At 60.0% G+C, this 24,195-nt stretch carries 24 protein-coding genes; 13 read left to right on the forward strand and 11 right to left on the reverse strand.

Annotated elements, in window-relative coordinates; genetic code table 11:
• Positions 1 to 40: 40 nt before the first annotated feature.
• Positions 41 to 1,039 carry an AraC family transcriptional regulator gene (locus ACI514_RS03035; protein ID WP_405123063.1) on the reverse strand — a complete coding sequence of 333 codons (999 nt, stop codon included), beginning with the start codon at positions 1,037 to 1,039 and terminating at the stop codon, positions 41 to 43.
• A gap of 350 nt (positions 1,040 to 1,389) precedes the next feature.
• Between ACI514_RS03035 and ACI514_RS03040 the strand changes: the two genes are divergently transcribed.
• Together ACI514_RS03040 and ACI514_RS03045 are read left to right on the forward strand one after the other, a co-directional pair.
• The gene (locus ACI514_RS03040) at positions 1,390 to 2,724 is read left to right on the forward strand and encodes a dicarboxylate/amino acid:cation symporter (RefSeq protein ID WP_007917521.1); all 1,335 of its coding nucleotides are present in this window, start codon (positions 1,390 to 1,392) and stop codon (positions 2,722 to 2,724) included.
• Between the two features lie 145 nt (positions 2,725 to 2,869).
• Positions 2,870 to 4,051, forward strand: a complete 1,182-nt coding sequence (locus ACI514_RS03045; RefSeq protein ID WP_405123064.1) for a CaiB/BaiF CoA transferase family protein — start codon at positions 2,870 to 2,872, stop codon at positions 4,049 to 4,051.
• A gap of 109 nt (positions 4,052 to 4,160) precedes the next feature.
• Here the strand turns inward: ACI514_RS03045 and ACI514_RS03050 are convergent, their stop codons facing one another.
• Together ACI514_RS03050 and ACI514_RS03055 are read right to left on the reverse strand one after the other, a co-directional pair.
• Positions 4,161 to 4,655: a SprT family zinc-dependent metalloprotease gene (locus ACI514_RS03050; RefSeq protein ID WP_405123065.1), complete on the reverse strand. Its 495-nt coding sequence runs from the start codon at positions 4,653 to 4,655 to the stop codon at positions 4,161 to 4,163.
• A 127-nt stretch (positions 4,656 to 4,782) separates the two neighbouring features.
• The gene (locus ACI514_RS03055; protein WP_102901694.1) at positions 4,783 to 5,385 is read right to left on the reverse strand and encodes a Yip1 family protein; all 603 of its coding nucleotides are present in this window, start codon (positions 5,383 to 5,385) and stop codon (positions 4,783 to 4,785) included.
• A 289-nt stretch (positions 5,386 to 5,674) separates the two neighbouring features.
• Here ACI514_RS03055 and ttcA point away from each other — a divergent pair, with 289 nt between their 5' ends.
• Positions 5,675 to 6,499 (forward strand): tRNA 2-thiocytidine(32) synthetase TtcA, encoded by an 825-nt coding sequence (gene ttcA, locus ACI514_RS03060; protein WP_007917513.1) that lies wholly within the window; start codon positions 5,675 to 5,677, stop codon positions 6,497 to 6,499.
• 134 nt (positions 6,500 to 6,633) lie between these two features.
• Positions 6,634 to 7,308, forward strand: coding sequence for a DNA-3-methyladenine glycosylase I (locus ACI514_RS03065; RefSeq protein WP_160059065.1), 675 nt, complete (start codon positions 6,634 to 6,636; stop codon positions 7,306 to 7,308).
• 86 nt (positions 7,309 to 7,394) lie between these two features.
• Here ACI514_RS03065 and ACI514_RS03070 read toward each other — a convergent pair whose 3' ends face one another.
• Genes ACI514_RS03070 through arsC form a run of 3 tightly spaced genes read right to left on the reverse strand, consistent with a single transcriptional unit; the run spans position 7,395 to position 8,769 of the window.
• Positions 7,395 to 7,820, reverse strand: a complete 426-nt coding sequence (locus ACI514_RS03070; RefSeq protein ID WP_405123066.1) for a DUF2069 domain-containing protein — start codon at positions 7,818 to 7,820, stop codon at positions 7,395 to 7,397.
• A gap of 2 nt (positions 7,821 to 7,822) precedes the next feature.
• The gene (gene wrbA / locus ACI514_RS03075) at positions 7,823 to 8,419 is read right to left on the reverse strand and encodes an NAD(P)H:quinone oxidoreductase (RefSeq protein WP_405123067.1); all 597 of its coding nucleotides are present in this window, start codon (positions 8,417 to 8,419) and stop codon (positions 7,823 to 7,825) included.
• The gene (arsC, locus tag ACI514_RS03080) at positions 8,416 to 8,769 is read right to left on the reverse strand and encodes an arsenate reductase (glutaredoxin) (RefSeq protein WP_160059062.1); all 354 of its coding nucleotides are present in this window, start codon (positions 8,767 to 8,769) and stop codon (positions 8,416 to 8,418) included. Before arsC ends, wrbA begins: the two co-directional genes overlap by 4 nt.
• Positions 8,770 to 8,882: 113 nt before the next feature.
• On the opposite strand from arsC, the gene ACI514_RS03085 reads away from it, so the two are divergent.
• A complete protein-coding gene (locus ACI514_RS03085) occupies positions 8,883 to 9,350 on the forward strand; it encodes a TlpA disulfide reductase family protein (RefSeq protein WP_160059061.1) in 468 nt (155 codons plus the stop codon).
• A gap of 235 nt (positions 9,351 to 9,585) precedes the next feature.
• Here ACI514_RS03085 and ACI514_RS03090 read toward each other — a convergent pair whose 3' ends face one another.
• Positions 9,586 to 9,990 carry an META domain-containing protein gene (locus ACI514_RS03090; protein WP_160060127.1) on the reverse strand — a complete coding sequence of 135 codons (405 nt, stop codon included), beginning with the start codon at positions 9,988 to 9,990 and terminating at the stop codon, positions 9,586 to 9,588.
• Entirely contained in the window at positions 9,990 to 10,424 is a 435-nt protein-coding gene (locus tag ACI514_RS03095; protein WP_405123068.1) for a hypothetical protein, read from the reverse strand. Before ACI514_RS03095 ends, ACI514_RS03090 begins: the two co-directional genes overlap by 1 nt.
• 133 nt (positions 10,425 to 10,557) lie before the next feature.
• Here ACI514_RS03095 and ACI514_RS03100 point away from each other — a divergent pair, with 133 nt between their 5' ends.
• Complete coding sequence (locus tag ACI514_RS03100) at positions 10,558 to 11,010, forward strand: hypothetical protein (RefSeq protein WP_160059059.1); 453 nt, start codon at positions 10,558 to 10,560, stop codon at positions 11,008 to 11,010.
• A gap of 12 nt (positions 11,011 to 11,022) precedes the next feature.
• On the opposite strand, the gene ACI514_RS03105 is transcribed toward ACI514_RS03100, so the two are convergent.
• Positions 11,023 to 12,012: a 2-hydroxyacid dehydrogenase gene (locus ACI514_RS03105; protein ID WP_405123069.1), complete on the reverse strand. Its 990-nt coding sequence runs from the start codon at positions 12,010 to 12,012 to the stop codon at positions 11,023 to 11,025.
• An 82-nt stretch (positions 12,013 to 12,094) separates the two neighbouring features.
• Complete coding sequence (locus ACI514_RS03110) at positions 12,095 to 14,848, reverse strand: response regulator (protein WP_160060126.1); 2,754 nt, start codon at positions 14,846 to 14,848, stop codon at positions 12,095 to 12,097.
• Between the two features lie 220 nt (positions 14,849 to 15,068).
• Here ACI514_RS03110 and ACI514_RS03115 point away from each other — a divergent pair, with 220 nt between their 5' ends.
• The 7 genes from ACI514_RS03115 to ACI514_RS03145 all read left to right on the forward strand — a co-directional run bounded on the left by ACI514_RS03115 (position 15,069) and on the right by ACI514_RS03145 (position 23,604).
• Positions 15,069 to 15,788 (forward strand): response regulator transcription factor, encoded by a 720-nt coding sequence (locus tag ACI514_RS03115; protein ID WP_405123070.1) that lies wholly within the window; start codon positions 15,069 to 15,071, stop codon positions 15,786 to 15,788.
• Positions 15,775 to 17,199 carry a histidine kinase sensor domain-containing protein gene (locus tag ACI514_RS03120; RefSeq protein WP_405123071.1) on the forward strand — a complete coding sequence of 475 codons (1,425 nt, stop codon included), beginning with the start codon at positions 15,775 to 15,777 and terminating at the stop codon, positions 17,197 to 17,199. The genes ACI514_RS03115 and ACI514_RS03120 overlap by 14 nt, the downstream gene beginning before the upstream one ends.
• Positions 17,200 to 17,451: 252 nt before the next feature.
• Positions 17,452 to 18,354, forward strand: coding sequence for a cysteine synthase CysM (cysM, locus tag ACI514_RS03125; RefSeq protein WP_026000780.1), 903 nt, complete (start codon positions 17,452 to 17,454; stop codon positions 18,352 to 18,354).
• Complete coding sequence (gene rlmD / locus ACI514_RS03130) at positions 18,354 to 19,730, forward strand: 23S rRNA (uracil(1939)-C(5))-methyltransferase RlmD (protein ID WP_405123072.1); 1,377 nt, start codon at positions 18,354 to 18,356, stop codon at positions 19,728 to 19,730. Before cysM ends, rlmD begins: the two co-directional genes overlap by 1 nt.
• A 101-nt stretch (positions 19,731 to 19,831) precedes the next feature.
• Positions 19,832 to 22,075, forward strand: a complete 2,244-nt coding sequence (gene relA, locus ACI514_RS03135; protein WP_007917476.1) for a GTP diphosphokinase — start codon at positions 19,832 to 19,834, stop codon at positions 22,073 to 22,075.
• Positions 22,076 to 22,202: 127 nt separating this feature from the next.
• Positions 22,203 to 23,036 carry a nucleoside triphosphate pyrophosphohydrolase gene (gene mazG, locus ACI514_RS03140; RefSeq protein ID WP_405124192.1) on the forward strand — a complete coding sequence of 278 codons (834 nt, stop codon included), beginning with the start codon at positions 22,203 to 22,205 and terminating at the stop codon, positions 23,034 to 23,036.
• A 25-nt stretch (positions 23,037 to 23,061) separates the two neighbouring features.
• On the forward strand, positions 23,062 to 23,604 hold the full coding sequence (locus ACI514_RS03145) for a DUF2058 domain-containing protein (RefSeq protein ID WP_016987455.1): 543 nt from the start codon (positions 23,062 to 23,064) through the stop codon (positions 23,602 to 23,604).
• A gap of 70 nt (positions 23,605 to 23,674) precedes the next feature.
• On the opposite strand, the gene ACI514_RS03150 is transcribed toward ACI514_RS03145, so the two are convergent.
• The gene (locus tag ACI514_RS03150) at positions 23,675 to 23,863 is read right to left on the reverse strand and encodes a hypothetical protein (protein WP_405123073.1); all 189 of its coding nucleotides are present in this window, start codon (positions 23,861 to 23,863) and stop codon (positions 23,675 to 23,677) included.
• Positions 23,864 to 24,195: the final 332 nt, after the last annotated feature.

Consider the following 24,195-nt stretch of genomic DNA (forward strand, 5'->3'; position numbering starts at 1 on the left):
CCGGGAGAGGGTCAGGGTGAGGGGCTTTTGATTTATAGCCTCATTGCTCCTGCGCCCGATAAGCCCCCGGCGTCAGCCCCGTCCACTTCTTGAACGCCCGATGAAACGCCGACGGTTCGGAAAACCCCAACTGCTCGGCAATCTGCTGCAGCGACAGATCCGCCCGGCCCAAATGATAAATGGCGATATCCCGCCGCAACTGATCCTTCAACTCCTGAAAACTGGTGCCTTCCTCACGCAAATGCCGACGCAGGGTCTGCGGGCTGATGTGCAGATGCGCCGCGACCGCTTCCAGATCCGGCCAGCGCGCCGTGTCGCGGCTGAGCAAACGGCGCAGGCGGCTGCTCAGGCTGTCGCCGTCGTCCGGGCGAGAGAGCAGGTCGGCGGGGGAGCGTTCGAGGAAATGTTTGAGGGTGCGTTCGTCCTGCAACAGCGGCATGTGTAGATATCTGCTGTGGAACAACAGGCTGCTTTGATCGGTGCCGAAGGTCAGCGGGCAGGGGAACAGCAGGTCGTATTCGGCGCCGTGATCGGGACGCGGATAGCTGAAGGTTGCCTGTTCGAGGCGAATTCGCTGGCCAATCAGCCAACTGCCGAGGCGATGCCAGATCACCAGCAGGCTCTCGGTGAGAAAGTGATCCGGGTCCCGCATCTGCGAATCATCGAGGCTCAAACGCACCCATTCGTCTTCGCGACTGAGGCTCAGGCGCGGGGCTTCGGGGAATAGGCTATAAAACAATAAACCGCGTTGCAGTGCCTTCTCCAGATTGCGGCAGTGAATCGACGCATGGCACATCATCGCGAAACTGCCGGGCTTGCTCGGGGCGTTGCCGAAACCCAGGTATTCGTCGTCCAGCGCCAGCCACAGGCCCTGAATCAACCGGGTGAATTGTTCCGGGGCAATGCGCGCGCGTGGCTCATCGAGCAGTTCCGGGCTGATGCCCAGTTGCAACAGCAGGCCCGAGTAATCGAACCCTTGGCGGCGCGCGCCACCGAGGGCCGCACGGGCGAAATGACTGGCAATGGTGCGTTCGCGCATAAGTGGCAGATCCTTCCTCAGGCGTCGGATGGTAGCGGCGGGCTGGACGCATCTACAAGGCGGATTTCCGCCAAATTGTAGGACGAGAAGCGGTGAGTTGGCGGAAATCCGCCACACTTGAGTCACCGGATGGTGACACCCATGAACCTGTAATCCCTGATATCAAAAGGCTTGCAGGCAATCGCACCAAAGTGGCACGAGGTTTGCGATACAAGCCACAGAAGCGTGCGTTGCTCCTCATGGAAAACGCTGCTCCAACAACAAATCCCTCCAGTGCAGGAGGGTTCGCAATTCAGGTTTCGCGGTCAACAGATGGATGTTGCCACGCGAGGCTCTTGAGGAAATCTGCAATGACGACTCGTCAGCCACTGTACAAATCCCTGTATTTCCAGGTGATCGTTGCCATCGCCATCGGCATCCTGCTTGGTCACTTCTACCCTCAGACCGGTGTAGCCCTCAAGCCGCTGGGTGACGGGTTCATCAAACTGATCAAAATGGTCATCGCCCCGATCATCTTCTGTACCGTTGTCAGCGGCATCGCCGGCATGCAGAACATGAAATCCGTAGGCAAGACCGGCGGCTACGCGCTGCTGTACTTCGAAATCGTTTCCACCATTGCCCTGCTGATCGGTCTGATCGTGGTCAACGTTGTGCAACCGGGCGCCGGCATGCACATCGACGTCACCACCCTCGACGCCTCGAAAATCGCCACCTATGTGACGGCCAGTAAAGACCAGAGCATTGTCGGTTTCCTCCTCAATGTAATCCCGAACACCATCGTCGGCGCGTTCGCCACCGGTGACATCCTGCAAGTGCTGATGTTCTCGGTGATCTTCGGCTACGCCCTGCATCGCCTGGGTTCGTACGGTCGTCCGCTGCTGGACATGATCGATCGCTTCGCCCACGTAATGTTCAACATCATCAACATGATCATGAAACTGGCGCCGCTGGGTGCTTTCGGCGCGATGGCCTTCACCATCGGTGCTTACGGCGTCGGCTCGCTGGTGCAACTGGGCCAGTTGATGATCTGCTTCTACATCACCTGCATCCTGTTCGTGGTGGTGGTGCTGGGTGCGATCTGCCGTGCTCATGGTTTCAGCGTGTTTAAACTGGTGCGTTACATCCGTGAAGAGTTGTTGATCGTACTGGGCACGTCCTCGTCGGAATCGGCACTGCCACGCATGCTGATCAAGATGGAGCGTCTGGGCGCGAAGAAGTCCGTGGTGGGTCTGGTGATCCCGACCGGTTACTCGTTCAACCTCGACGGTACTTCGATCTACCTGACCATGGCGGCCGTGTTCATCGCTCAAGCGACTGACACCCACATGGACATCACCCACCAGATCACCCTGCTGCTGGTATTGCTGCTGTCCTCCAAAGGCGCCGCCGGTGTGACCGGTTCGGGCTTCATCGTGCTGGCCGCGACCCTGTCGGCGGTCGGTCACCTGCCGGTGGCCGGTCTGGCGCTGATCCTCGGTATCGACCGCTTCATGTCCGAAGCCCGCGCACTGACCAACCTGGTCGGTAACGCAGTAGCCACCATCGTGGTTGCCAAGTGGGTCAAGGAGCTGGATACCGATCAGCTGCAAACCGAGCTGGCCTCGGGCGGTCGCGGTATCTCCGACGAGCGTGAAGAAGATGACCTGGGTGTGGCTGAAGGCCCAACCCCAAGCAATGTGAAGTAAGCACTGCTGGCCTGGAAAAACCCGCTTCGGCGGGTTTTTTCTTGCCTGCGATTTGAGCGTAACGGTCACACCTGCTGACATTTCCGGTGATTGCTGTACGTGGCATCGCTGCCTAGGCTGAGTGCATCGCTTAAGGAGTTCGCCCATGTCTGCACCGCTGGCCTCACTGAAAATCCTCGATTTCTCGACCTTGCTGCCGGGGCCGTTCGCCTCGCTGTTGCTGGCGGACATGGGCGCCGAAGTGTTGCGCATCGAGTCGCCGACACGCATGGATCTACTACGGGTATTGCCGCCGCATGATGGCGGAGTATCGGCCAGCCACGCCTACCTCAATCGCAACAAGCGCAGCCTGGCGCTGGACCTGAAACAGCCCGCAGCGCTTGAAGTGGTCAAGCAACTGCTGGTCGATCACGACATTCTCCTCGAGCAGTTTCGCCCTGGAGTGATGGAACGTCTGGGCCTGGGCTATGAAGCGCTGAAGGCGATCAACCCGAAGCTGATCTACGTGTCGATCACCGGTTACGGCCAGACCGGGCCGTACAAGGATCGCGCCGGGCATGACATTAACTATCTGGCGCTGGCTGGGCTTTCCAGTTACACCGGCCGCGCCGACAGCGGGCCGTTGCCGCTGGGCATGCAAGTGGCGGATGTCGCCGGTGGTTCGTTGCACGGGGTGATCGGCCTGCTGGCGGCGGTGATTGCGCGGCAGCAGAGCGGGCAGGGCACGCATCTGGATGTGAGCATGACCGATTGCGCGTTCAGTCTGAATGCGATGGCCGGTGCCGGTTATCTGGCGTGCGGTGAAGAGCCTGAATGGGAAGACCAGATGCTCAATGGTGGTAGTTTTTACGACTACTACCGCTCTCGCGATGGGCGCTGGATGTCGGTGGGCAGTCTGGAACCCGGGTTCATGCAGCAACTGTGTACGGCGTTGGGGCGGCCGGAGTTGGCGGCGCAGGGCTTGTCGCCCAAGCCTGAACAGCAGCGGGCGTTGAAGTACGCACTGACGGTCGAGTTCGAAAAGCATGACTTTGCCGAACTGTGTGAGATGTTTGCCGGGATCGATGCGTGTGTCGAACCGGTATTGAGTCTGGGGGAGGCGGTGCGTCATCCGCAATTGCAGGCTCGGGAACTGGTGACGCAGGTGCCGCGTGGGGATGGCACGACGCAGACGCAGATGGCGTGTCCGTTGAAGTTTTCCGAAGCGTTGCCGGCACCGCGGCATGTTGGCGCGGTGTTGGGGCAGCATACGGATCAGGTGTTGGCCGAGTTGGGGATTAGTGCTGAGCGGATTGCTGAATTGCGGCGGGCCAAGGTAATTCTCTAGTGCTTGTACAGGCCCCATCGCGAGCAGGCTCACTCCTACAGGGGAACGCATTCCAAATGTAGGAGTGAGCCTGCTCGCGATGGCGCCAGTCAGGGCAACACAACACTGACTATTCCACCCGCATCTCACCACTGAACACCAAGGTACTCCGGCAGCGGCGACACAAATACCGCCGCCCCTGCCGCACCAGACCATGGCGCTGCGCCGAAAATGGAAAATCGCTGTCCGCGCACGGACATTTGTAGATATAGCGAGTCACGCTGCGGCGCTTGATTGCATAGGTGTGGCAGCGATCCGGCGGCAGTTCGTAAACGCCGCGCATGATCAGTTGCCATTCCTCGCCATGGGGCTGGATACGGTCGCCGAACAGCTGATGGGCGATCAGGTGCGCGACTTCGTGGGCCACGGTCTGCTTGAGGAAGTGTTCAGCGTTTTCCCGGTACAACTGCGGATTGAAGCGCAGCAGGTTCTCGTGCAGATGCGCGACACCGGCTTTTTGCCCGCGCAGCTTGAGGCTGACGACAGGGCGCGGGAAAGAACGTTTGAAAAAGGATTCAGCGAGTTGGTAACAGTCTTCGACGCGGGTATTGAGTTGCTCGGGCATGCTTGATGGATCTCCAGAGGCGTCGAGTATGCCGCAACCCTGTGGACTTGCGAATCGCCGAGCTGCCGAATGGTCATCCTTGAAACGACAAGGCCGCCTTGCGGCGGCCTGTGATCAGCCTGTCGAGTCAGTTCGTATACACAGGCCCGACGCCCAGCCCCCAGACAATCACGGTGAATGCCATGATGGCGACCAGCACTACCAGACCCACCGCCAGCACCGAGCTTGAGAATAGAAAACCTTCGTCCGACGGAATATTCATGAATGTCGGCAGCCCCACATACAACAGATAAACCGTGTAGCAGATGGCCGCCGTACCGACGATCATCCCCAGCCACATATGCGGATACAGCGCCGCTAGACCGCCGACGAACAGCGGTGTCGCAGTATAAGTGGCAAATGCGACACAACGGGCCAGACTCGGGTTGGCGTCGTAGGTACGCGCCATCCAGTGCACGAAGGCACCCATGACCGCGACCCCGCCGAGCATGGCCAGGTACGACATGATCGTCATCCACAGTGCGCTTTCAAAGGTCAGCATCACCGGTGCGCGGTTGCCGATCACCCAGCCAACCTGAGTGGTGCCGATAAACGCCGAGATGGCGGGGATCGCCGCCAGGATCAGCGTGTGGGTGAGGTACATGTGGCTGATGCTTTCCTCTTGGTCGCCACGGATTTCCTTCCATTCCTGATCGGGGTGGGTAAAAAGTCCCACTACGTGATGGATCATGCCAGTCACTCCTCTTGTTATTGCCATCGCCCCCCAACGGAGCGCCTACGGGCCAAGGTGGCCGAGCAAATACAGGTCTTCAGATTGTGTGCGACCTTATGTCGCAGTATAGAAAGGTCTTACCCGCACAGGTATTGGGGGCTTAGAGCAAATCGCGCTGTAAACAGGGCGGGTAATCGCCTCGGGGTCTGTTAACCCGTTGTCGGCTGACCGCGACAACCTGTGCCCACAACGCCGGGGTTTTTGCGTAAAATGCCGGCCTTTCGTCACACCTCACGGATTTCGCGTCATGGGCACTCTTACGGTCAACCAGAACAAACTGCAAAAGCGCCTGCGCCGCCTGGCCGGCGAAGCGGTCGCCGATTTCAACATGATTGAAGATGGCGACAAGGTCATGGTCTGCCTGTCCGGGGGCAAGGACAGCTACACCATGCTCGACGTGCTGCTGCACCTGCAGAAGGTTGCCCCGATCAAGTTCGAGATCGTCGCGGTGAACATGGACCAGAAGCAACCGGGCTTCCCCGAACACGTGCTGCCGGCCTACCTGAAAGAGCTGGGCGTCGAGTACCACATCGTCGAAAAAGACACCTACTCGGTGGTCAAGGAGCTGATCCCGGAAGGCAAGACCACTTGCTCGCTGTGCTCGCGCCTGCGTCGCGGCACGCTGTACACCTTTGCCGATGAAATCGGTGCGACCAAAATGGCCCTCGGTCATCACCGCGACGACATCGTCGAGACGTTCTTCCTCAACATGTTCTTCAACGGTTCGCTCAAAGCCATGCCGCCGAAGCTGCGCGCCGATGACGGCCGCAACGTGGTGATCCGCCCGCTGGCGTACTGCAACGAGAAAGACATTCAGGCGTACTCGGATTTGAAAGAATTCCCGATCATCCCGTGCAACCTCTGCGGTTCGCAGGAAAACCTGCAGCGTCAGGTGGTCAAGGAAATGCTGCAGGACTGGGAACGCAAAACCCCGGGCCGCACCGAAAGCATCTTCCGCAGTCTGCAGAACGTGATCCCGTCGCAACTGGCCGACCGCAACCTGTTCGACTTCACCAGCCTGAAAATCGACGAGACCGCGGCTTCGCGCTTCGTTAACGTCGTCAATTTGTAAACACCTTCAAATGTGGGAGCGAGCCTGCTCGCGAAAGCGGTGTTTCATTCAACTGATTTGTTGACTGAGACTCCCACTTCGCGAGCAGGCTCGCTCCCACATTGGTTTCTTCGCTTCATTCAATAGGAGAGGGCATGCGCGATTACAAGTGGCTGCACGAATACTGTCTGAACCGCTTCGGTTCGGCGGCTGAACTGGAAGCCCATCTGCCCGTTCCCAAGACCCCGGCGCAACTGCGCAAGATCAGCGACGACCGCTACCTCTCGACCATGGCCCTGCGTGTGTTCCGCGCCGGCCTCAAGCACAGTCTGGTCGACGCCAAGTGGCCGGCCTTCGAAGAAGTGTTCTTCAAGTTCGACCCGGAAAAAGTCGTGCTGATGAGTGCCGAACACCTTGAGCGGCTGATGCAGGACGCGCGGATCATTCGCCATCTAGGCAAACTGAAAAGCGTGCCGCGCAATGCGCAGTTCATTCTCGATGTCGAGAAAGAGAAGGGCAGTTTTGGCGCGCTGATCGCCGACTGGCCGGTGACCGATATCGTCGGCCTGTGGACCTATCTGAAAAAGCACGGTCATCAATTGGGTGGACTATCAGCGCCACGCTTTTTGCGCATGGTCGGCAAGGACACCTTCGTGCCGAGCTACGACGTGGTCGCGGCGCTGAATGCACAGAAGATCGTCGACAAGGCGCCGACCAGTTTGCGCGATCTGGCCATTGTGCAGGATGTGTTCAATCAGTGGCATGAGCAGAGCGGCGGGCGGCCGATGAGTCAGATTTCGATGATGCTGGCTTACACCGTCAATCATTGAATAGCTAAAAGATCGCAGCCGTCGGCAGCTCCTACAGGGAAACGCATTTCAAATGTAGGAGCTGCCGAAGGCTGCGATCTTTTCAATCAGGCGACGGAGATTTCGCCTTCGCCAGCCAATTTACGATTCAACTGATACCGCCACCGCACATACAACAGCGCCGAGCAGAACACCGCCAGGCTCGCGATCATCTCCAGCACACCAAACCACTGGCGGCTCGGGTCATACGCCGCCAGTGCGCCCTTGATGAAATACAGATTCACCACAAAACACATCCACGAATGCCCGCGGGCGCTGCCCATGATCATCGCCGGGGCAAGGACGACCCACGGGATCAGTTCGACCAGTAGAATCACCCACGGTCGCGCGCCGTGCAGGTCGGCGAACAGCAGGTAGTAGGCCGCGAGCAGACCGGCGAGGGCAAAAAAGCTCAGCAGGCTGAGCGCCCGCATCGCCTTCACTCGCGGCTCAAGCCATTCGACCGAGGGCAGGACTTTCGGCTTCTTCGCCACTGTCAGCCCTCCAGTTTCTGCGCAGTCCTGGCCAAGCGCAGACCCAGCGCACGGCACAGCGCCACTTCATGCTGATCGAGGCCTTTTTTGCCGTCAGCCCCAGCGTGATGACTGGCACCGTAAGGCGTACCGCCACCCTGAGTTTCCAGAAGCGCCGACTCGCTGTACGGCAGACCGGTGATCAGCATGCCGTGGTGCAACAGCGGCAACATCATCGACAGCAAGGTGGTTTCCTGACCTCCGTGCAGACTGGCGGTAGACGTGAACACACCGGCCGGTTTACCGACGAGAGCGCCGGTCAGCCACAGATTGCTGGTGCCATCGAGAAAGTACTTCAGCGGCGCGGCCATGTTGCCGAAACGCGTCGGGCTGCCGAGGGCCAGCCCGGCGCAGTTCTTCAGATCATCCAGGCTCGCGTACAGCGCGCCTTCGTCCGGGATATCCGAAGCCACGGCTTCACATTCGGTGGAAATCGCAGGCACCGTACGCAAACGGGCTTCAAGGCCGGCCTGTTCGACACCGCGCGCAATCTGCCGGGCCATCTCGTTGGTCGAGCCGTTGCGGCTGTAATACAGCACCAGAATGTACGGCGCGCTCACGGCAACAACTCCAGGATATTTTCCGGCGGACGACCGATGACGGCTTTGTTGCCGACTTCGAGAATCGGTCGCTCCATCAGTTTTGGATGCTGGGCGATGGCGTCGATCAATTGCGCTTCGCTGAGGCTTTCGTCAGCCAGTTGAAGCATTTTGTATTCATCTTCCCCGGTGCGCAGCAACTGACGGGCGCTGATCCCGAGCTTGCCGAGCAGGGCCTTGATTTGCGCCGCATTCAGCGGGGTTTCGAGGTAACGCACGACGTTCGGGGTCAGGCCGCGGGCTTCAAGAAGTTCCAGCGCGCCGCGGGATTTCGAGCAGCGCGGATTGTGATAAAGCGTCAGATCGGTCATGGCGGGTCGCTTCTGGCGTAAAGTGGTGGCTATTCTAACTGTGCAGCGCGCAATCCAGAACCTTCGGAGGCAATGGGTCGCAGGCGCCTTCAAATTTTCACAAGGAACACGACATGACACGGCGATTGGCAGCGGCATTGACGGTAATCGGGGCGTTGATGCTGGGGGGCTGCGGCAACGACTACGGCATTGACCAGAACGGTCAGAAGGTCGCGTCGGAGCGTCTGGACAAACAATGGGTGGTGCTGAACTACTGGGCCGAATGGTGCGGCCCGTGCCGGACCGAGATCCCGGAGCTCAACCATTTGGCTGATGAGCTGAAGAGCAAGAACGTCGGCGTGTTCGGGGTCAACTTCGACAATGTGCAGGGTGTGGAGCTGAAAGATGCCAGCGAAAAGCTGGGCATCAAGTTCACCGTGCTGGCGCAGGATCCGGCGGAACTGTTCGAGTTGCCGCGCAGTGAGGCATTGCCGGTGACGTACATCATCGACAACAAGGGCAAGGTGCGTGAGCAGTTGATGGGCGAGCAGACGGCGGCGGGGGTGATGGCCAAGCTGGAGGCGTTGCAGGCGACCAAGTAACGTCAAAAGCCCCTCACCCCAGCCCTCTCCCGGGGGGGGAGAGGGGGCTGACCGAGGTGTCTGGCATCCTCCATCGACCTGAAAAATCCAGTCGATTATGAATTCGCCACAGCGGAACTCGGTCGATTATGGATTCGGCATAGGCCGTTCAGGTCGGGTAGCTCTCCAATATCCCCCAATCAGTCCCCTCTCCCTCTGGGAGAGGGCTAGGGTGAGGGCTTTGGCGGCCTGAGGCTTAACCCTCTTCCAGCCACCAACGCAGAGGCTTGCCTTCAGCCGGCCAGAAACGCATCTGCTCGATCGGCGAGATGTCCCAGCGCTGGACATGCTCCAGCGCCTGCAGGAAGCGCTGCTCCTGCTCCATCAGCGCCGGCGCACACAGTTTGCGGGTCTTGCCGATCTTGCCGAAGGTCAGCTTGTCGCCGTCCAGCGTATATGGCGCGAACCAATGGTTGCAGCCACCGTTGCCGTAAGCACGGCCATCATCGCCCAGGGTCACGGTCAGATGGCTGTAATCCATCAGCGGCCGCTCACCGATCCACTCCAGAATGTAGCTGCGGTTCTGTTGCAGTTGCACAGGCTCTGCGGCGCAACCCACCAGGCCGGCACCGACGAGCGCGGTCAGGGCAAGGCGTTTGATCATGCCGACACCTGGCATTTCGGGCACACGTGCTTGTCGCCAACGGCTTTCCAGCCCAGTTCGGCGATGCGCGCGGTGGCTGCCGGTTTCTCTGCGGTTTTACCGAGTTTGGCATCCACGGCGAATTCGAAGCTCAGATCTTTGGCGCAGCTGTCGCAGTTGACCTGCCAGGTGTGGATCGCCAGTTCACCAAATACCGGACCTGTGGTCATCGCGGTCCATTGGCCCGGCGGATTGATCAGGTGGCGGACGGTTTCAACGGTCAGGCGCATGGACAAGTCCTTGCTGCCTTTGAGGGTGACCAACAAGGCGTCACCGATGCGAATCGAGCCACCATTGCCGGTGACCTGATAGCGGCCCGGAACGAGGGCGCGGCATTCGGTGAGGGTGTGTTGCGGGTTCATCAGGGTGTAGCGGAAATCGTGTTCGACCATGGGTCCTCCAAATATGCGCGACATGCTAGCACGGGCTTGATTGCAGAATGATGCGCGCGTGCGACCTTCGATCCGGTTCAAATGCCGCGACACTCATGGCAAACTGCCGGCCTCGAATCTGAAGGAACGGAACATGGCGCTGATCGAATGTTATGAATGCAAAAAGAGCATCAGCTCCGAAGCCGATGCGTGCATTCATTGTGGGGCTCCAATGGCGGAGCAAGCAGTACACGCGCAGACCGTAGTCGCGCCTGTTCAGGCTGCGACAATCTCGTTCGGCAGTCTGCCGCGTAACAAGGCTGTGCCCGAAGTCAGTGCTCCAGCGCCTGAGCCGCAACCTTTGCCGAAAGTCATGCCCGCCGCCGCGCGGCGTCGGCGCCAGCAGCCCACCGAGCAACCGGCCACTGAGCAGGCCAATGCCGACGGCAGTCGTCCGGTGGAAGGCTGGCTGAAGATCATGATCTTCCTGCTGCCGATGTTTTTCGTCTGGTTCCTGCTGCGCTACGGCCACTCGATGAAACAGCGCTTTTTTGGCTTCGGCTGGCTGGCATTGCTGATTCTGGCGTCCTCGCTTTCCCCGAAATAAGCTGAAAAGCGCTCAGTCTACGACCTGGTTCTGTGGCGTTCCCGCCGCCCAGGTCGCGATGTTGTGCAAGGTGGTTGCGGCAATCGCACCCAGCGCTTCATGCGTCAGAAAGGCTTGATGCGCTGTAATGATCACGTTGGGAAAGGTCAGCAATCGCGCCAGCACATCGTCCTGCAAGGGCAGGTCGGAACGATCCTCGAAAAACAGTTGCGCCTCTTCTTCATAGACATCCAGACCCAGATAACCGAGTTGGCCGTCCTTCAATGCGTCAATCAGGGCCGGGGTGTCGATCAGACCACCGCGACCGGTATTGATCAGCATGGCGCCGGTTTGCATGTGCGCCAGTGAATTGCGGTTGATCAAGTGTTTGCTCTGCTCGTTGAGCGGGCAGTGCAGGCTGATGATCCGCGACTGCGCGAGCAGTTCCGGCAGGCTCAGATAGCGCGCACCCAACGCCAGAACATCCGGGTTCGGAAAGGGATCGTAGGCCAGCAGTTCACAGCCGAAACCGTGCATGATTTTCGCGAAGGTCGCGCCGATCTGACCGGTGCCGACGATCCCCACGGTTTTACCGACCAGGTCGAAACCGGTCAGGCCATGCAGGCTGAAATCGCCCTCACGGGTGCGGTTATAGGCCCGGTGCAGACGGCGGTTGAGGGCGAGGATCAGCGCCACCGCGTGTTCGGCCACCGCGTGCGGCGAGTAGGCAGGTACGCGCACCACGGCCATTCCCAGGCGTTTCGCGGCGGGCAGATCGACATGGTTGTAACCCGCCGAGCGCAGGGCGATCAGGCGTGTGCCGCCAGCGGCCAGACGCTCGAGCACTGGAGCGCTGAGGTCGTCATTGATGAAGGCGCAGACCACTTCATGTGCGTCGGCCAGCGCCGCCGTATCGAGGCTGAGTCGGGTCGGTTGAAAGTGCAGTTCGACACCCGCCGGGCAATCGGCGGCGAGGAAGCTGTCGCGGTCGTAGGTCTGGCTACTGAAAACGAGCGTGCGCATGAAATCCTCCTGGAGCATCGACACGGATTGAATCACCCGAACTCACTTTAGCGCTGCCGGTGTTGGCCGGCATTGCCGTGGATCAGGCGCTGATCTTCGCTTGCGCCGCGAGGCGGTTGATCGCGAGCTCCAGTTCTTCCAGCGCTGCCACGGCTTTCGGGTCGTCCTGCTTGAGCAGGGTTTCGCTGCGCTGACAGGCCGCGCGCAATTGCGGTACGCCGCAATAACGGGTGGCACCGTGCAGACGATGGACGCGTTCGATCAAGGCATTCTGGTCGCGGTTTTCGCACGCCGTGCGAATGGCTTCGCGGTCGGCTTCAAGCGAGGCGAGCAACATGGCCAGCATGTCCGCCGCCAAGTCAGCCTTGCCGGCGGCCAGGCGCAAGCCTTCCTCATGATCAAGCACCGGTAGTTCATTATTGCCCGCCGCACTGTCGCTGATCCGCTCCGGCGCTTGATTGCGCAATGCCAGCCCGGTCCATTTCAGTACCACCTGGGCCAGTTGCCGCTCGCTGATCGGTTTGGTCAGGTAGTCGTCCATACCGCTTTGCAGCAGCGCGCGTTTTTCGTTGGCCATGGCGTGGGCGGTGAGGGCGACGATCGGCAGCGGCGTGCAATGCCGTTCGCTTTCCCATTGGCGAATGGTTTCGGTGCTTTGGCGGCCGTCCATGCCCGGCATCTGCACGTCCATCAGCACCAGATCGAAGGATTCGCTTTGCACGGCTTTGACCGCCGCGTAGCCGCTTTCCACGGCGAGCACCTTGGCGCCCATATCTTCGAGCAGGGTCTGCACCAGCAGCAGGTTGGCCGGGTTGTCGTCGACACAAAGCACTTTCGGCGCACGGCTCGACAGCGGTTCGCCCGGCTCATTGCGCGGCTGACGCGGGTTGACCAGATCGGCCAGCGCGCGACGCAATTTGCGCGTGCAGGCCGGTTTCGCTTGCAGTTGGCTGTGCGGGTTCGGCACCGATAGATGAAACAGTGTCTGTTCGGTGGTCGGGCACAGCACCAGTACTTTGCAGCCTAGGTGTTCGAGGTCCCAGATGTGCTGGTTCAAACGCTCGGGCAGCATGTCGTTGCTGGTGATGCCGATGACCGCCAGATCAATCGCCTGATCGGTCTGGTGCGCGCCGGTGACGCCGTTGGTCAAGGTTTCGAGGGTGTTGAATGGCGTGACATCGAGGCCACAGTCCTCCAGTTGATGCTGCAAGGCCTGGCGCGCCAGTTCGTGATTCTCCAGTACCGCCACACGGCGCCCGAGCAGCGGCGCCGAGGGCAAGTCTTCGGCATCATCACGGGTCTTGGGCAGGCTCAGACTGATCCAGAACTCCGAGCCTTCGCCCGGCGTGCTGTCGACGCCGATTTCACCGCCCATCTGTTCGATCAGGCGTTTGGAAATCACCAGCCCCAGACCGGTGCCCCCCGGTTGCCGCGACAGCGAGTTGTCCGCCTGACTGAATGCCTGGAACAGTGCACGCACGTCCTGAGTGGACAAGCCAATGCCAGTGTCCTGAATACTGATTCGCAACTGCACACTGTCTTCGTGTTCTTCTTCCAGCATCGCTCTGGCGACGATAGTGCCTTCGCGGGTGAACTTGATCGCGTTGCTCACCAGGTTGGTGAGGATCTGCTTCAGACGCAGCGGGTCACCGACCAGCGACAGCGGCGTGTCGCGATAGACCAGACTGACCAGCTCCAACTGCTTGGCGTGCGCGGCCGGGGCGAGGATGGTCAGGGTGTCCTGCAGCAGGTCGCGCAGATTGAACGGAATATGGTCGAGCACCAGCTTGCCGGCTTCGATTTTCGAGAAATCGAGGATTTCGTTGATGATCCCCAGCAAGCTGTCGGCGGATTTTTCGATGGTGCCCAGGTAATCGAGCTGGCGCGGGGTCAGTTCGCTTTTCTGCAACAGATGGGTGAAACCGAGAATGCCGTTGAGTGGCGTGCGGATCTCGTGACTCATGTTGGCGAGGAATTCGGATTTGATCCGGCTGGCTTCCAGCGCCTCTTTGCGCGCCAGATCCAGTTCGATGTTCTGGATTTCGATGGTTTCCAGATTCTGCCGGACGTCCTCGGTGGCCTGATCGACACTGTGTTGCAGTTCTTCGCGGGCGTTTTGCAGGGTGCCGGCCATGCGGTTGATGCCCGAGGCCAGCTCATCCAGCTCCTGACTGCCGAGCGGCGGCAAACGTGTTTCCAGATGGCCGTCTTTGAGTTGCGCGACGGCTTGTTTGATCTGGCTCAGCGGGCGATTGATGGTGCGGCCCATGCGCAACGCCAGCAGTGCCGCGCCGGCCAGACCGGCGGCAATCAGCAGCAGGCTGGCAAACAGGCTGCGATAACCGCGCAGCAGCATGCCGTTGTGCGATAGCTCCAGCTCGACCCAGCCGAGCAAGCGGTCAGACTCTTGCGGGATCAATTCGCCAGCGAGATTGCGATGCTTGCCGAATACCGGCATCAGGTAACGCGTCGCGTCATTGCCGCTGCGCCGTTGCAAATGCGCGCTGTCGCCGCTGGGCGCCTGATTGAGCATGGTTGGCCCGGCGTGAGCCAGTGGCGAGCGATCCGGGGCGAGGAAGGTCACCGCGCGCACGTCCGGTTGTTCAAGGGACTGCGTGGCAATGCGCTCCAGCAGATCGCTGTTGCCGTGACCCATGGCGGGGGCCACCAGCGGCGCCAGTTGCTCGGCGATCATCTCGCCGCGCTGCATCAATTGGCTCTGCAAGTCGGACTGCTGCGTCCAGGTGAAATAACCACCCAGCACCAGCGCCATCAGGCTGGTCGGCAACAAGGTCAGCAACAACACGCGACCTTTGATTCCCAGTTTCTTGAGCACGCCTATCTCCTGCATCCCGCTGATCTGTTGACTCATGCGTGCATCCGGCACGCGACATGGGCGCAGTGTAGCGATTTGCTCGCGGGCAATCTTCGGAAAAATGCGCTCGCGTCGGGGCAGGGCCGCCGCTGTTCGTTTGTCGGCTGGGCCAACCTTGAGTTGCCCGATCCCCGGCAATCTTGAATAATCACTCTCAACTGAGAATTACTTGCAGATACTCATGACTCCTGTTTCCGGCCAGCCACGCATTCTTTCCATCGAAGACGATCCGGTGCTCGGCGCCTATGTTCACGAACATCTGGGCCGCAGCGGCTTTCAGGTGACCTGGTGCCAGAATGGCCAGGAAGGCCTGAGCATCGCCAAACGCCAGCCGTTCGACGTGGTGCTGATGGATATTCTGTTGCCGGGCATGGATGGTTTGAATGTGCTGACGCAGTTGCGCCAGAGTCATTCGACGCCAGTGCTGTTGATGTCGGCCCTCGGTGCCGAGGCGGATCGCATCAGCGGTTTCCGTCTGGGCGCCGATGACTATTTGCCCAAACCCTTCAGCATGGCCGAGTTGCATGTGCGCATCGAAGCGATCCTGCGTCGGGTTGCGCTGGATCGGCGCCCGGCCGAGCCTGCGATGCCCGTAGCCGCCGGTACGCTGAGGTTCGATGACGAACAGTGCGATGTGTTTTTCCGCGAGCAACCCGCCGGGCTGACCCGCAGCGAATTCCGCTTGCTGGAAACCCTCAACCGCAATGATGAGGAAGTGCTGAGCAAAGCCTTCCTTTATCAGCACGTTCTGCAGCGCGGCTACGCGGCCCACGACCGCAGTCTCGACATGCACATCAGCCAGATCCGCCGCAAACTGAAAGCCATCGGTTACACCGAACGTGAAGTGCGCACCGTGTGGGGCAAGGGTTACGTCTTGAGCGCTGCTGATGAAGCGGTCTGAACTGCCGGGGCGGCATTCGCTGTTCTGGAAACTGGCGTTTTTGCTGGTGGCTTTCTGTTTGTTGATGATCTGGCTGAGCTGGTCGTGGGGCCGTTATATGGAGGAGCGCAACCAGTTCCTCTCCGACGAAGCGCGCGGCACCCTCAGCCGTTATGCCGCGCAAGCGGAACAGGCGTGGCAGCACGGCGGACGCAGCGGTGTCGATGACTGGTTGCAGAGCATGGAGTTGCGCGAAGCCAGTTGGGTCGGCGTCATCGGTGGCAATTTGCAGTCGCTGAGCAGTGATCCGCTGAATGAGCAGGAAATCCAGCACCTGACGTTCTTGCGCGGCCTCGACTGGCCGATTCACAAAAAGAACCGGCCGTGGCTGCGCATACCTTTCCCTAAAGAGCCGTCCGCCGGCAGCCTGGTGATCGAATTGCCCGAGCGATTTCTGCCGGGTAAATATCGGTTGTTCTGGCGCGTCATCACCAACGGCGTGATCCCGGGGTTGTTTACTTTGCTGCTGTGCGTCGGTCTCTATCGTCTTCTGGTAGTGCCGCTGAACAACTTGCGCGAACAGGCCAACGCCTGGCGCGCCGACCAGTTGAATGTGCGGTTGTCGAGCGGCATCACCCAGCGTCCGGATGAACTTGGAGAGCTGGCGCGAGCGTTCGACTCGATGTCCGAGCGCCTGCAATCGACCGTGGCTCTGCAACAGCAACTGCTGCGTGATCTGTCCCACGAATTGCGCACGCCGCTGAGCCGCTTGCGTGTCGCCAGTGAAAGCGAACAGGGTCTGGTGCAACTGCGCGAGCGCATCGGTCGCGAAGTCGACGGTATGCAAAGACTGGTCGAAGACACCTTGCAACTGGCCTGGCTCGATACCGACCGCACGCCGCTGCCCGAGGAAGCGATCCAGATTCAGGCCCTGTGGGAAATGCTCACGGATAACGCCTGTTATGAAAGCGGCTGGCCGAGTCTGCAATTGCAGTGTTCGGTCGAGGCGTCGTGTTGGGTGCGTGGCAACCTGAATACGCTGGCGCAGGCGCTGGAGAACATTTTGCGCAACGCCATTCGGCATTCGCCTGCGGGTGGGATTGTGCGTCTTGACGGACGGCGCGATGGCGATTTCTGGCACCTGTGGCTGGAAGATCAGGGTGGCGGCGTAGCGGAAGCTGATCTGGAACGGATCTTCTCGCCGTTCACCCGGCTGGATGGCTCGCGGCCCGGGGACGGTGGTTTTGGTTTGGGGCTGAGCATTGCGCGCAATGCCGTGCAGCGTCAGGGCGGAAGTATTTGGGCGAAGAATGGCGGGGCGGGATTGCGGCTGAATTTACGGTTGCTGGCGGATGATTGTGTTGCGCCGTCTGACGCTTTCGCGAGCAGGCTCGCTCCCACATTGGAACTCGGTTCGCCGCAGATTGTGTGATCAACAGTTAATAGTGTCATCACTGCTGACACTATTCTGCGAATGACACTACTCCCTGTGGGAGCGAGCCTGCTCGCGAAGAGTCTCTGCGCATCACCACCAATGAAAATGGCTCAACACAATAGTCTCACCAGTGGTGAGACTATTGTTCCTTATTCCCATAAGCCATAAGCACCGCACTTTGCGTGATATGGCCTGCGCGGGTTTGCCGGTATGATAGGCGCCCCCGCACGTCTGGATTGCGAATACGCCATGACCCTGCAGTACCCAACCATCGCCGATTGCGTCGGCAACACTCCGCTGGTGCGTTTGCAGCGCCTGCCCGGTGCTACCAGCAACACCCTATTGCTCAAGCTCGAAGGGAACAACCCGGCGGGTTCGGTCAAGGACCGTCCGGCGTTGTCGATGATCACTCGCGCCGAGTTGCGCGGGCAGATCCACGCCGGCGATACGCTGATCGAAGCGACCTCGGGCAACACCGGGATCGCGCTGGCCATGGCCGCCGCGATCAAGGGTTATAAAATGATCCTGATCATGCCGGACAACTCCAGCGCCGAGCGCAAAGCGGCAATGACCGCGTACGGTGCCGAGCTGATTCTGGTCAGCCAGGAAGAAGGCATGGAAGGCGCGCGCGACCTCGCCCAGCGGATGGAAGCCGAAGGCCGTGGCAAGGTGCTCGATCAGTTCGCCAATGGCGACAATCCTGAGGCGCACTACACCACCACCGGTCCGGAAATCTGGCGTCAGACCCAGGGCACCATCACCCATTTCGTCAGTTCGATGGGCACCACCGGCACCATCATGGGCGTGTCGCGCTACTTGAAAGAGCAGAGCGACAGCGTGCAGATCGTTGGTCTGCAACCGATGGAAGGCTCGGCCATTCCGGGTATCCGCCGCTGGCCGCAGGAATACCTGCCGAAGATTTATCAGGCTGATCGTGTTGATCGCATCGTCGACATGGCGCAAAGCGAGGCCGAAGACGTCACCCGGCGTCTGGCCCGTGAAGAAGGCATTTTCTGCGGCGTGTCCTCGGGTGGTGCGGTGGCAGCGATGCTGCGCCTGTCCAAAGAAGTTGAAAACGCGGTGATCGTTGCGATCATCTGCGACCGTGGCGACCGTTACCTGTCGACCGGCATTTTCGACGCGCCCAACTGATGGCCAAGCACGAGAGAGGCCTGCGCTTCCAGCCCACTGGCGGCAGCAAGGCCGTGCAAATCCCGACCGGCAAAAAGCAGCGCTTGAGCATCGAGCGCCTGGCCAATGACGGGCGCGGTATCGCGTTTTTCGAAGGCAAAACCTGGTTCGTCCTCGGCGCCCTTGCCGGTGAAGAGGTCGAAGCGCGTGTGCTCGGCGCCCACGGCAAAGTGGTCGAGGCGCGTACCGAGCGCGTGTTCAAGGCCAGCGAACTGCGCCGCCCGGCACCGTGTCAGCACGCCGGCCGTTGCGGCGGTTGCAGCGTCCAGCATTTGCCCCACGACGAACAGCTTGCCCTGAAACAGCGCATGCTCGCCGAGCAATTGTCGCGTGTGGCCGGTGTCGAACCTGAAGAGTGGGCAGCACCGCTGACCGGCCCGGAATTCGGCTATCGCCGTCGCGCCCGGATTGCAGTGCGCTGGGACATGAAGGCGAAGAAACTCGAAGTGGGTTTCCGTGCCGCCGGCAGTCAGGACATCGTCGCCATCAACGAATGCCCGGTGCTGGTACAGCCCTTGCAACCGATCATGACCCGTTTGCCGGAGATGCTCCGTCGGCTGAGCAAGCCGCAGGCGTTGGGGCATGTCGAGTTGTTCAGCGGCTCGTCACTGGCGGTATTGCTGCGGCATATGGCGCCGTTGTCCGAAGCGGATCTGACCATCCTCAAGGACTTCTGCCAGTTCCATCAGGCGCAATTGTGGCTGCATGGCGAAGGCGAGCCGCAACCGGTGGATGCCAGCCAGTCGCTGGGCTATCGCCTGGAACAGTGGGATCTGGATCTGGCGTACCGGCCGGGCGACTTTATCCAGGTCAACGCCGGCGTCAACGAAGCGATGGTGGCGCAGGCGCTGGACTGGTTGAAACCGGGCAGTGACGAGCGCGTGCTGGACCTGTTCTGCGGCTTGGGCAACTTCGCTTTGCCGTTGGCCAAGTCCGTGCGCGAAGTGGTGGCAGTCGAAGGCGTGCAGACCATGGTCGATCGTGCCGAAGCCAACGCCGCTGGTAACAATTTGCATAACACAAAGTTTTTTCAAGCCGATTTATCCCAGCCTTTGACCGATGCCCAGTGGATCGGAAACGGCTTTTCTGCGGTACTCTTGGACCCACCGCGTGACGGTGCTTTCGAGGTGGTTCGCAAGCTGGCGACCCTGGGTGCCAGACGGTTGGTGTATGTGTCGTGCAACCCTGCAACTCTGGCGCGCGACACGGTCGAATTGATCAAGCAGGGCTACCGGTTAAAACGTGCCGGGATTCTCGATATGTTTCCTCAGACGGCACATGTCGAGGCCATGGCGTTATTTGAAGCGAGCCAGGATGGCTCGTCTGAATCCGCCTGACCTGTCCGCGCAGCGCTCGCTTTAGCCCCGCGAGCGCGAATGGACACTGTAGGTCAGCGATTTGACGCATTGAATCTGCGTCGTAGGGAAGGTAAAGCAACATGGTACAGGTGAGAGCACACCAGCCGATCAACACTGACGGCAGTATCAATCTCGAGGCTTGGCTCGATCACGCGGTCAGTGTCGATCTGGCACTGGATCGCGAAGCCTTGAAAGAAGCCTGCGAGTTCGCTCGCGAGGCTGAACAACAGTCCAATGCCAAGAAGAATCTGTGGGCCGAAGGCTCTGGCAGTTTCAGTACTGGTTTGGAAATCGCCGAGATTCTCGCCGACCTCAAGCTCGATCAGGATTCGCTGGTCGCAGCGGTCCTGTATCGCGGCGTACGCGAGGGCCAGATCGAACTCGCGGCCGTCGGTCAGCGCTTCGGCCCGGTGGTGGCCAAACTGATCGACGGCGTGCAGCGCATGGCGGCCATCAGTGCCAGCCTCAGTCCGCGCCAGTCGATGGTCATGGGCACGCAAGGGCAGGTGGAGAACCTGCGCAAGATGCTCGTGGCGATGGTCGACGATGTGCGCGTCGCGCTGATCAAGCTCGCCGAACGTACCTGCGCCATCCGTGCGGTGAAAACCGCCGACGACGAGAAGCGTAATCGAGTCGCCCGGGAAGTCTTCGACATCTATGCGCCGCTCGCGCACCGCCTCGGCATCGGTCATATCAAATGGGAACTGGAGGATTTGTCCTTCCGTTATCTCGAGCCAGATCAATACAAGCAGATTGCCAAGTTGCTCCACGAGCGACGGCTTGATCGCGAGCGTTTCATCGCCGACGTGATGACCCAGCTCAAGGACGAATTGCAGGCCACCGGCGTCGACGCCGACATCAGCGGCCGGGCCAAACACATCTATTCGATCTGGCGCAAAATGCAGCGCAAGGGTCTGGAATTCAGCCAGATCTACGACGTGCGCGCCGTACGCGTGCTGGTGCCGGAAATGCGCGACTGCTACACCGCGCTGGGCATCGTGCACACCTTGTGGCGGCACATCCCGAAAGAATTCGACGACTACATCGCCAACCCGAAAGAGAACGGCTACCGCTCGCTGCACACGGCGGTGATCGGCCCTGAGGGTAAAGTGCTTGAGGTGCAGATCCGTACGCACTCGATGCACGAAGAAGCCGAACTCGGCGTCTGCGCGCACTGGCGCTACAAGGGCACTGACGTCAAATCCGGTTCGAACCACTACGAAGAGAAAATTTCCTGGCTGCGTCAGGTCCTCGAGTGGCATGAAGAACTGGGCGACATCGGTGGTCTGGCGGAACAGCTGCGCGTCGATATCGAGCCGGATCGGGTCTACATCTTCACTCCCGACGGTCACGCCATCGACTTGCCGAAAGGCGCGACGCCGCTGGACTTCGCTTACCGCGTGCACACCGAAATCGGTCACAACTGCCGTGGCGCGAAGATCAACGGGCGCATCGTGCCGCTCAACTACAGCCTGCAGACCGGTGAGCAGGTCGAGATCATTACCAGCAAGCACGGTACACCGAGCCGCGACTGGCTGAACTCCAACCTCGGTTACGTCACCACCTCGCGAGCGCGGGCGAAGATCGTCCACTGGTTCAAATTGCAGGCGCGCGACCAGAACGTTGCCGCCGGTAAAACCCTGATCGAGCGCGAACTGACGCGCCTCGGCCTGCCCGCGGTGGATTTCGACAAGCTGGCCGACAAGGCCAACATGAAAACCGCCGAAGACATGTTCGCCGCCCTCGGTGCCGGCGACCTGCGTCTGGCGCAACTGGTCAACCTCGCGCAGCAACTGGTCGAGCCGGAACGTGGCAACGAGCAACTGGAGCTGATTCCGCGCAAAGCCACCGGCTACAAACCGGGCAAGCGCGGCGATATTCAGATCCAGGGCGTCGGCAACCTGATGACGCAGATGGCCGGCTGCTGCCAGCCGTTGCCGGGCGATGCGATTGTCGGCTACATCACTCAGGGCCGTGGCGTGAGTATTCACCGTCAGGACTGCGCCTCGGTGCTGCAGCTGGGCGGGCGCGAGCCGGAGCGGATCATTCAGGTCAGCTGGGGCCCGGTGCCGGTGCTCACCTATCCGGTCGACATCGTCATCCGCGCCTACGACCGTTCCGGTCTGCTGCGTGACGTGTCGCAGGTGCTGCTCAACGAGCGGATCAACGTGCTGGCGGTCAACACCCGCTCGAACAAGGAAGACAACACCGCGCTGATGTCCCTGACGATCGAGATCCCGGGTCTGGATGCGCTGGGGCGGTTGCTCGGGCGGATTTCGCAGTTGCCGAACATCATTGAAACGCGGCGTAACCGTACCCCGTGAAGTGGTTTCTCTGTGGGAGCGAGCCTGCTCGCGAAGAGGGCGTGTCAGTCGACAACGTTGTTGCAGACATACCGCTTTCGCGAGCAGGCTCGCTCCCACAGTGGTTTTGTGGTGAGACAGCTAAATGATTTACAGCCTTGAAGACCTGCTCCATCTGATGAGCCGTCTGCGCGATCCGCAGTACGGTTGCCCTTGGGACATCAAGCAAACCTACGCAACCATCGTTCCGCACACCCTCGAGGAAGCCTACGAAGTGGCCGACGCCATCGAGCGTGGCGACTTCGATCATTTGCAGGGCGAGCTCGGCGATCTGCTGTTCCAGGTGGTGTATTACAGCCAACTGGCCAAGGAAGAAGGGCGCTTTGAATTCGCCGGCGTTATCGACAGCATTACCCGCAAGCTGATCCGCCGCCATCCCCACGTTTTTCCAACGGGTGATCTGTACGCACCGCTGGATGTGCCGCGCTTGAGCGAAAAACAGGTCAAGCAACGCTGGGAAGAGATCAAAGCCGAAGAACGTGCGGAGAAATCTACAGCGCCCGAGCAACTGTCGCTGCTCGATGACGTGCCGGCAACGCTGCCGGCCTTGTCGCGTTCGGCCAAGTTGCAGAAGCGCGCAGGTCAGGTCGGTTTCGACTGGCCGGACGCCTTGCCAGTGCTCGACAAAGTGCGCGAAGAGCTCGATGAAGTGCTCGAAGCCATGTCGGAAAATGACCCCGATGCCGTGGCGGACGAGATCGGTGACCTGCTGTTTTCCGTGGTCAATCTGGCCCGGCATCTGAAGGTCGATCCGGAAACCGCCCTGCGTGGCGCCAACGGCAAGTTCGAAAGACGTTTCCGATTTATCGAACAGGCATTGCGCGACACCCACCGTCCCATAGAAGATTGCACCCTCGAAGAGTTGGACGCCCTGTGGGGTGAAGCCAAACGTCAGGAAAAGAATGTGCCCGGCTGCGGCTGAGCAACTGCCCAAGTGAGTAAGTCCCATGAGTATTTCCCTTCGCGACCAGTTGCTCAAAGCAGGCCTGGTCAACCAAAAGCAGGCCAAGCAGGTCAGCAAGGACAAGCAGAAGCAGCAACGTCTGGCGCACAAAGGCCAGATCGAACTGGATGACTCGCAGCAGCGTGCTGCCCAGGAAGCCATGGCCGAGAAGGTCAAGCGCGACCAGGAGCTGAACCGTCAGCAGAAAGAGAAAGCCGAAGCCAAGGCGCGTGCGGCGCAGGTCAAGCAACTGATCGAAGTCTCGCGTCTGCCTAAGCTGACCACCGAGGACTACTACAACTTCGTCGACGACAAGAAGGTCAAGCGCATCTCGGTCAACACGCTGATGCGCAACAAGCTCAGCAGCGGTTCGCTGGCGATCGTCCACCATGCCGGCGGCTACGAAGTGATCCCGCGTGAAGCGGCCCTGAAGATCCAGGAGCGCGACCCGCAGCGCATCGTCCAGCTCAACGTGCAGACCGAAGAGGTCAGCACTGAGGACGATCCGTACGCGGCGTATCAGATCCCTGATGATCTGATGTGGTAAATCGATAAAGCTGTAACAACGACAAACCCCGCTCATGGCGGGGTTTGTCGTTTTCAATGCTGTGGTTGAATCAGGAGGAACGGACTTCGCGTTGTTGCTCTTGCACTTCGAGTTCAGCCTTGTAGTTGTGGGCATCGATCTCGTTGTGGAACATGCCGACCAGCAAGTCTTGTTGATGCACATCCCAGATGCGGATACCGGCGGCTACGCCTTCGTGGGACATGTGTGAATCGTCGCGTTCAGTTACTTTTACAGTCATCTGCTAGCTCCAAATCTCAAGTTATCTGCAGCAAGGCGTGTGCAGGACTCTGTTATAGAATTTGTTAGCCTGCTAAGTAAACGGCTGATTTGTGCAAGGTGTTGTTGCGTTTTTTGCAACAGTGCTGCAGCCCGCGTAATCCGCGACATTCGGTCGCAGGGCGGTAAGTTTCATGACAGAAGTTTCATCTCCAGAACACCGTAGCCCCCTGTAGGAGCTGCCGAAGGCTGCGATCTTTTGACTGTGATTTTTAAAGACAAGATCAAAAGATCGCAGCCTGCAGCAGCTCCTACACAGGGAGTTCGTGTCGGCCATGAGTTTTGCGCAGGCGA

The sequence above is a fragment of the Pseudomonas sp. M20 genome (genome assembly GCF_045037865.1).
Lineage (GTDB): Bacteria > Pseudomonadota > Gammaproteobacteria > Pseudomonadales > Pseudomonadaceae > Aquipseudomonas.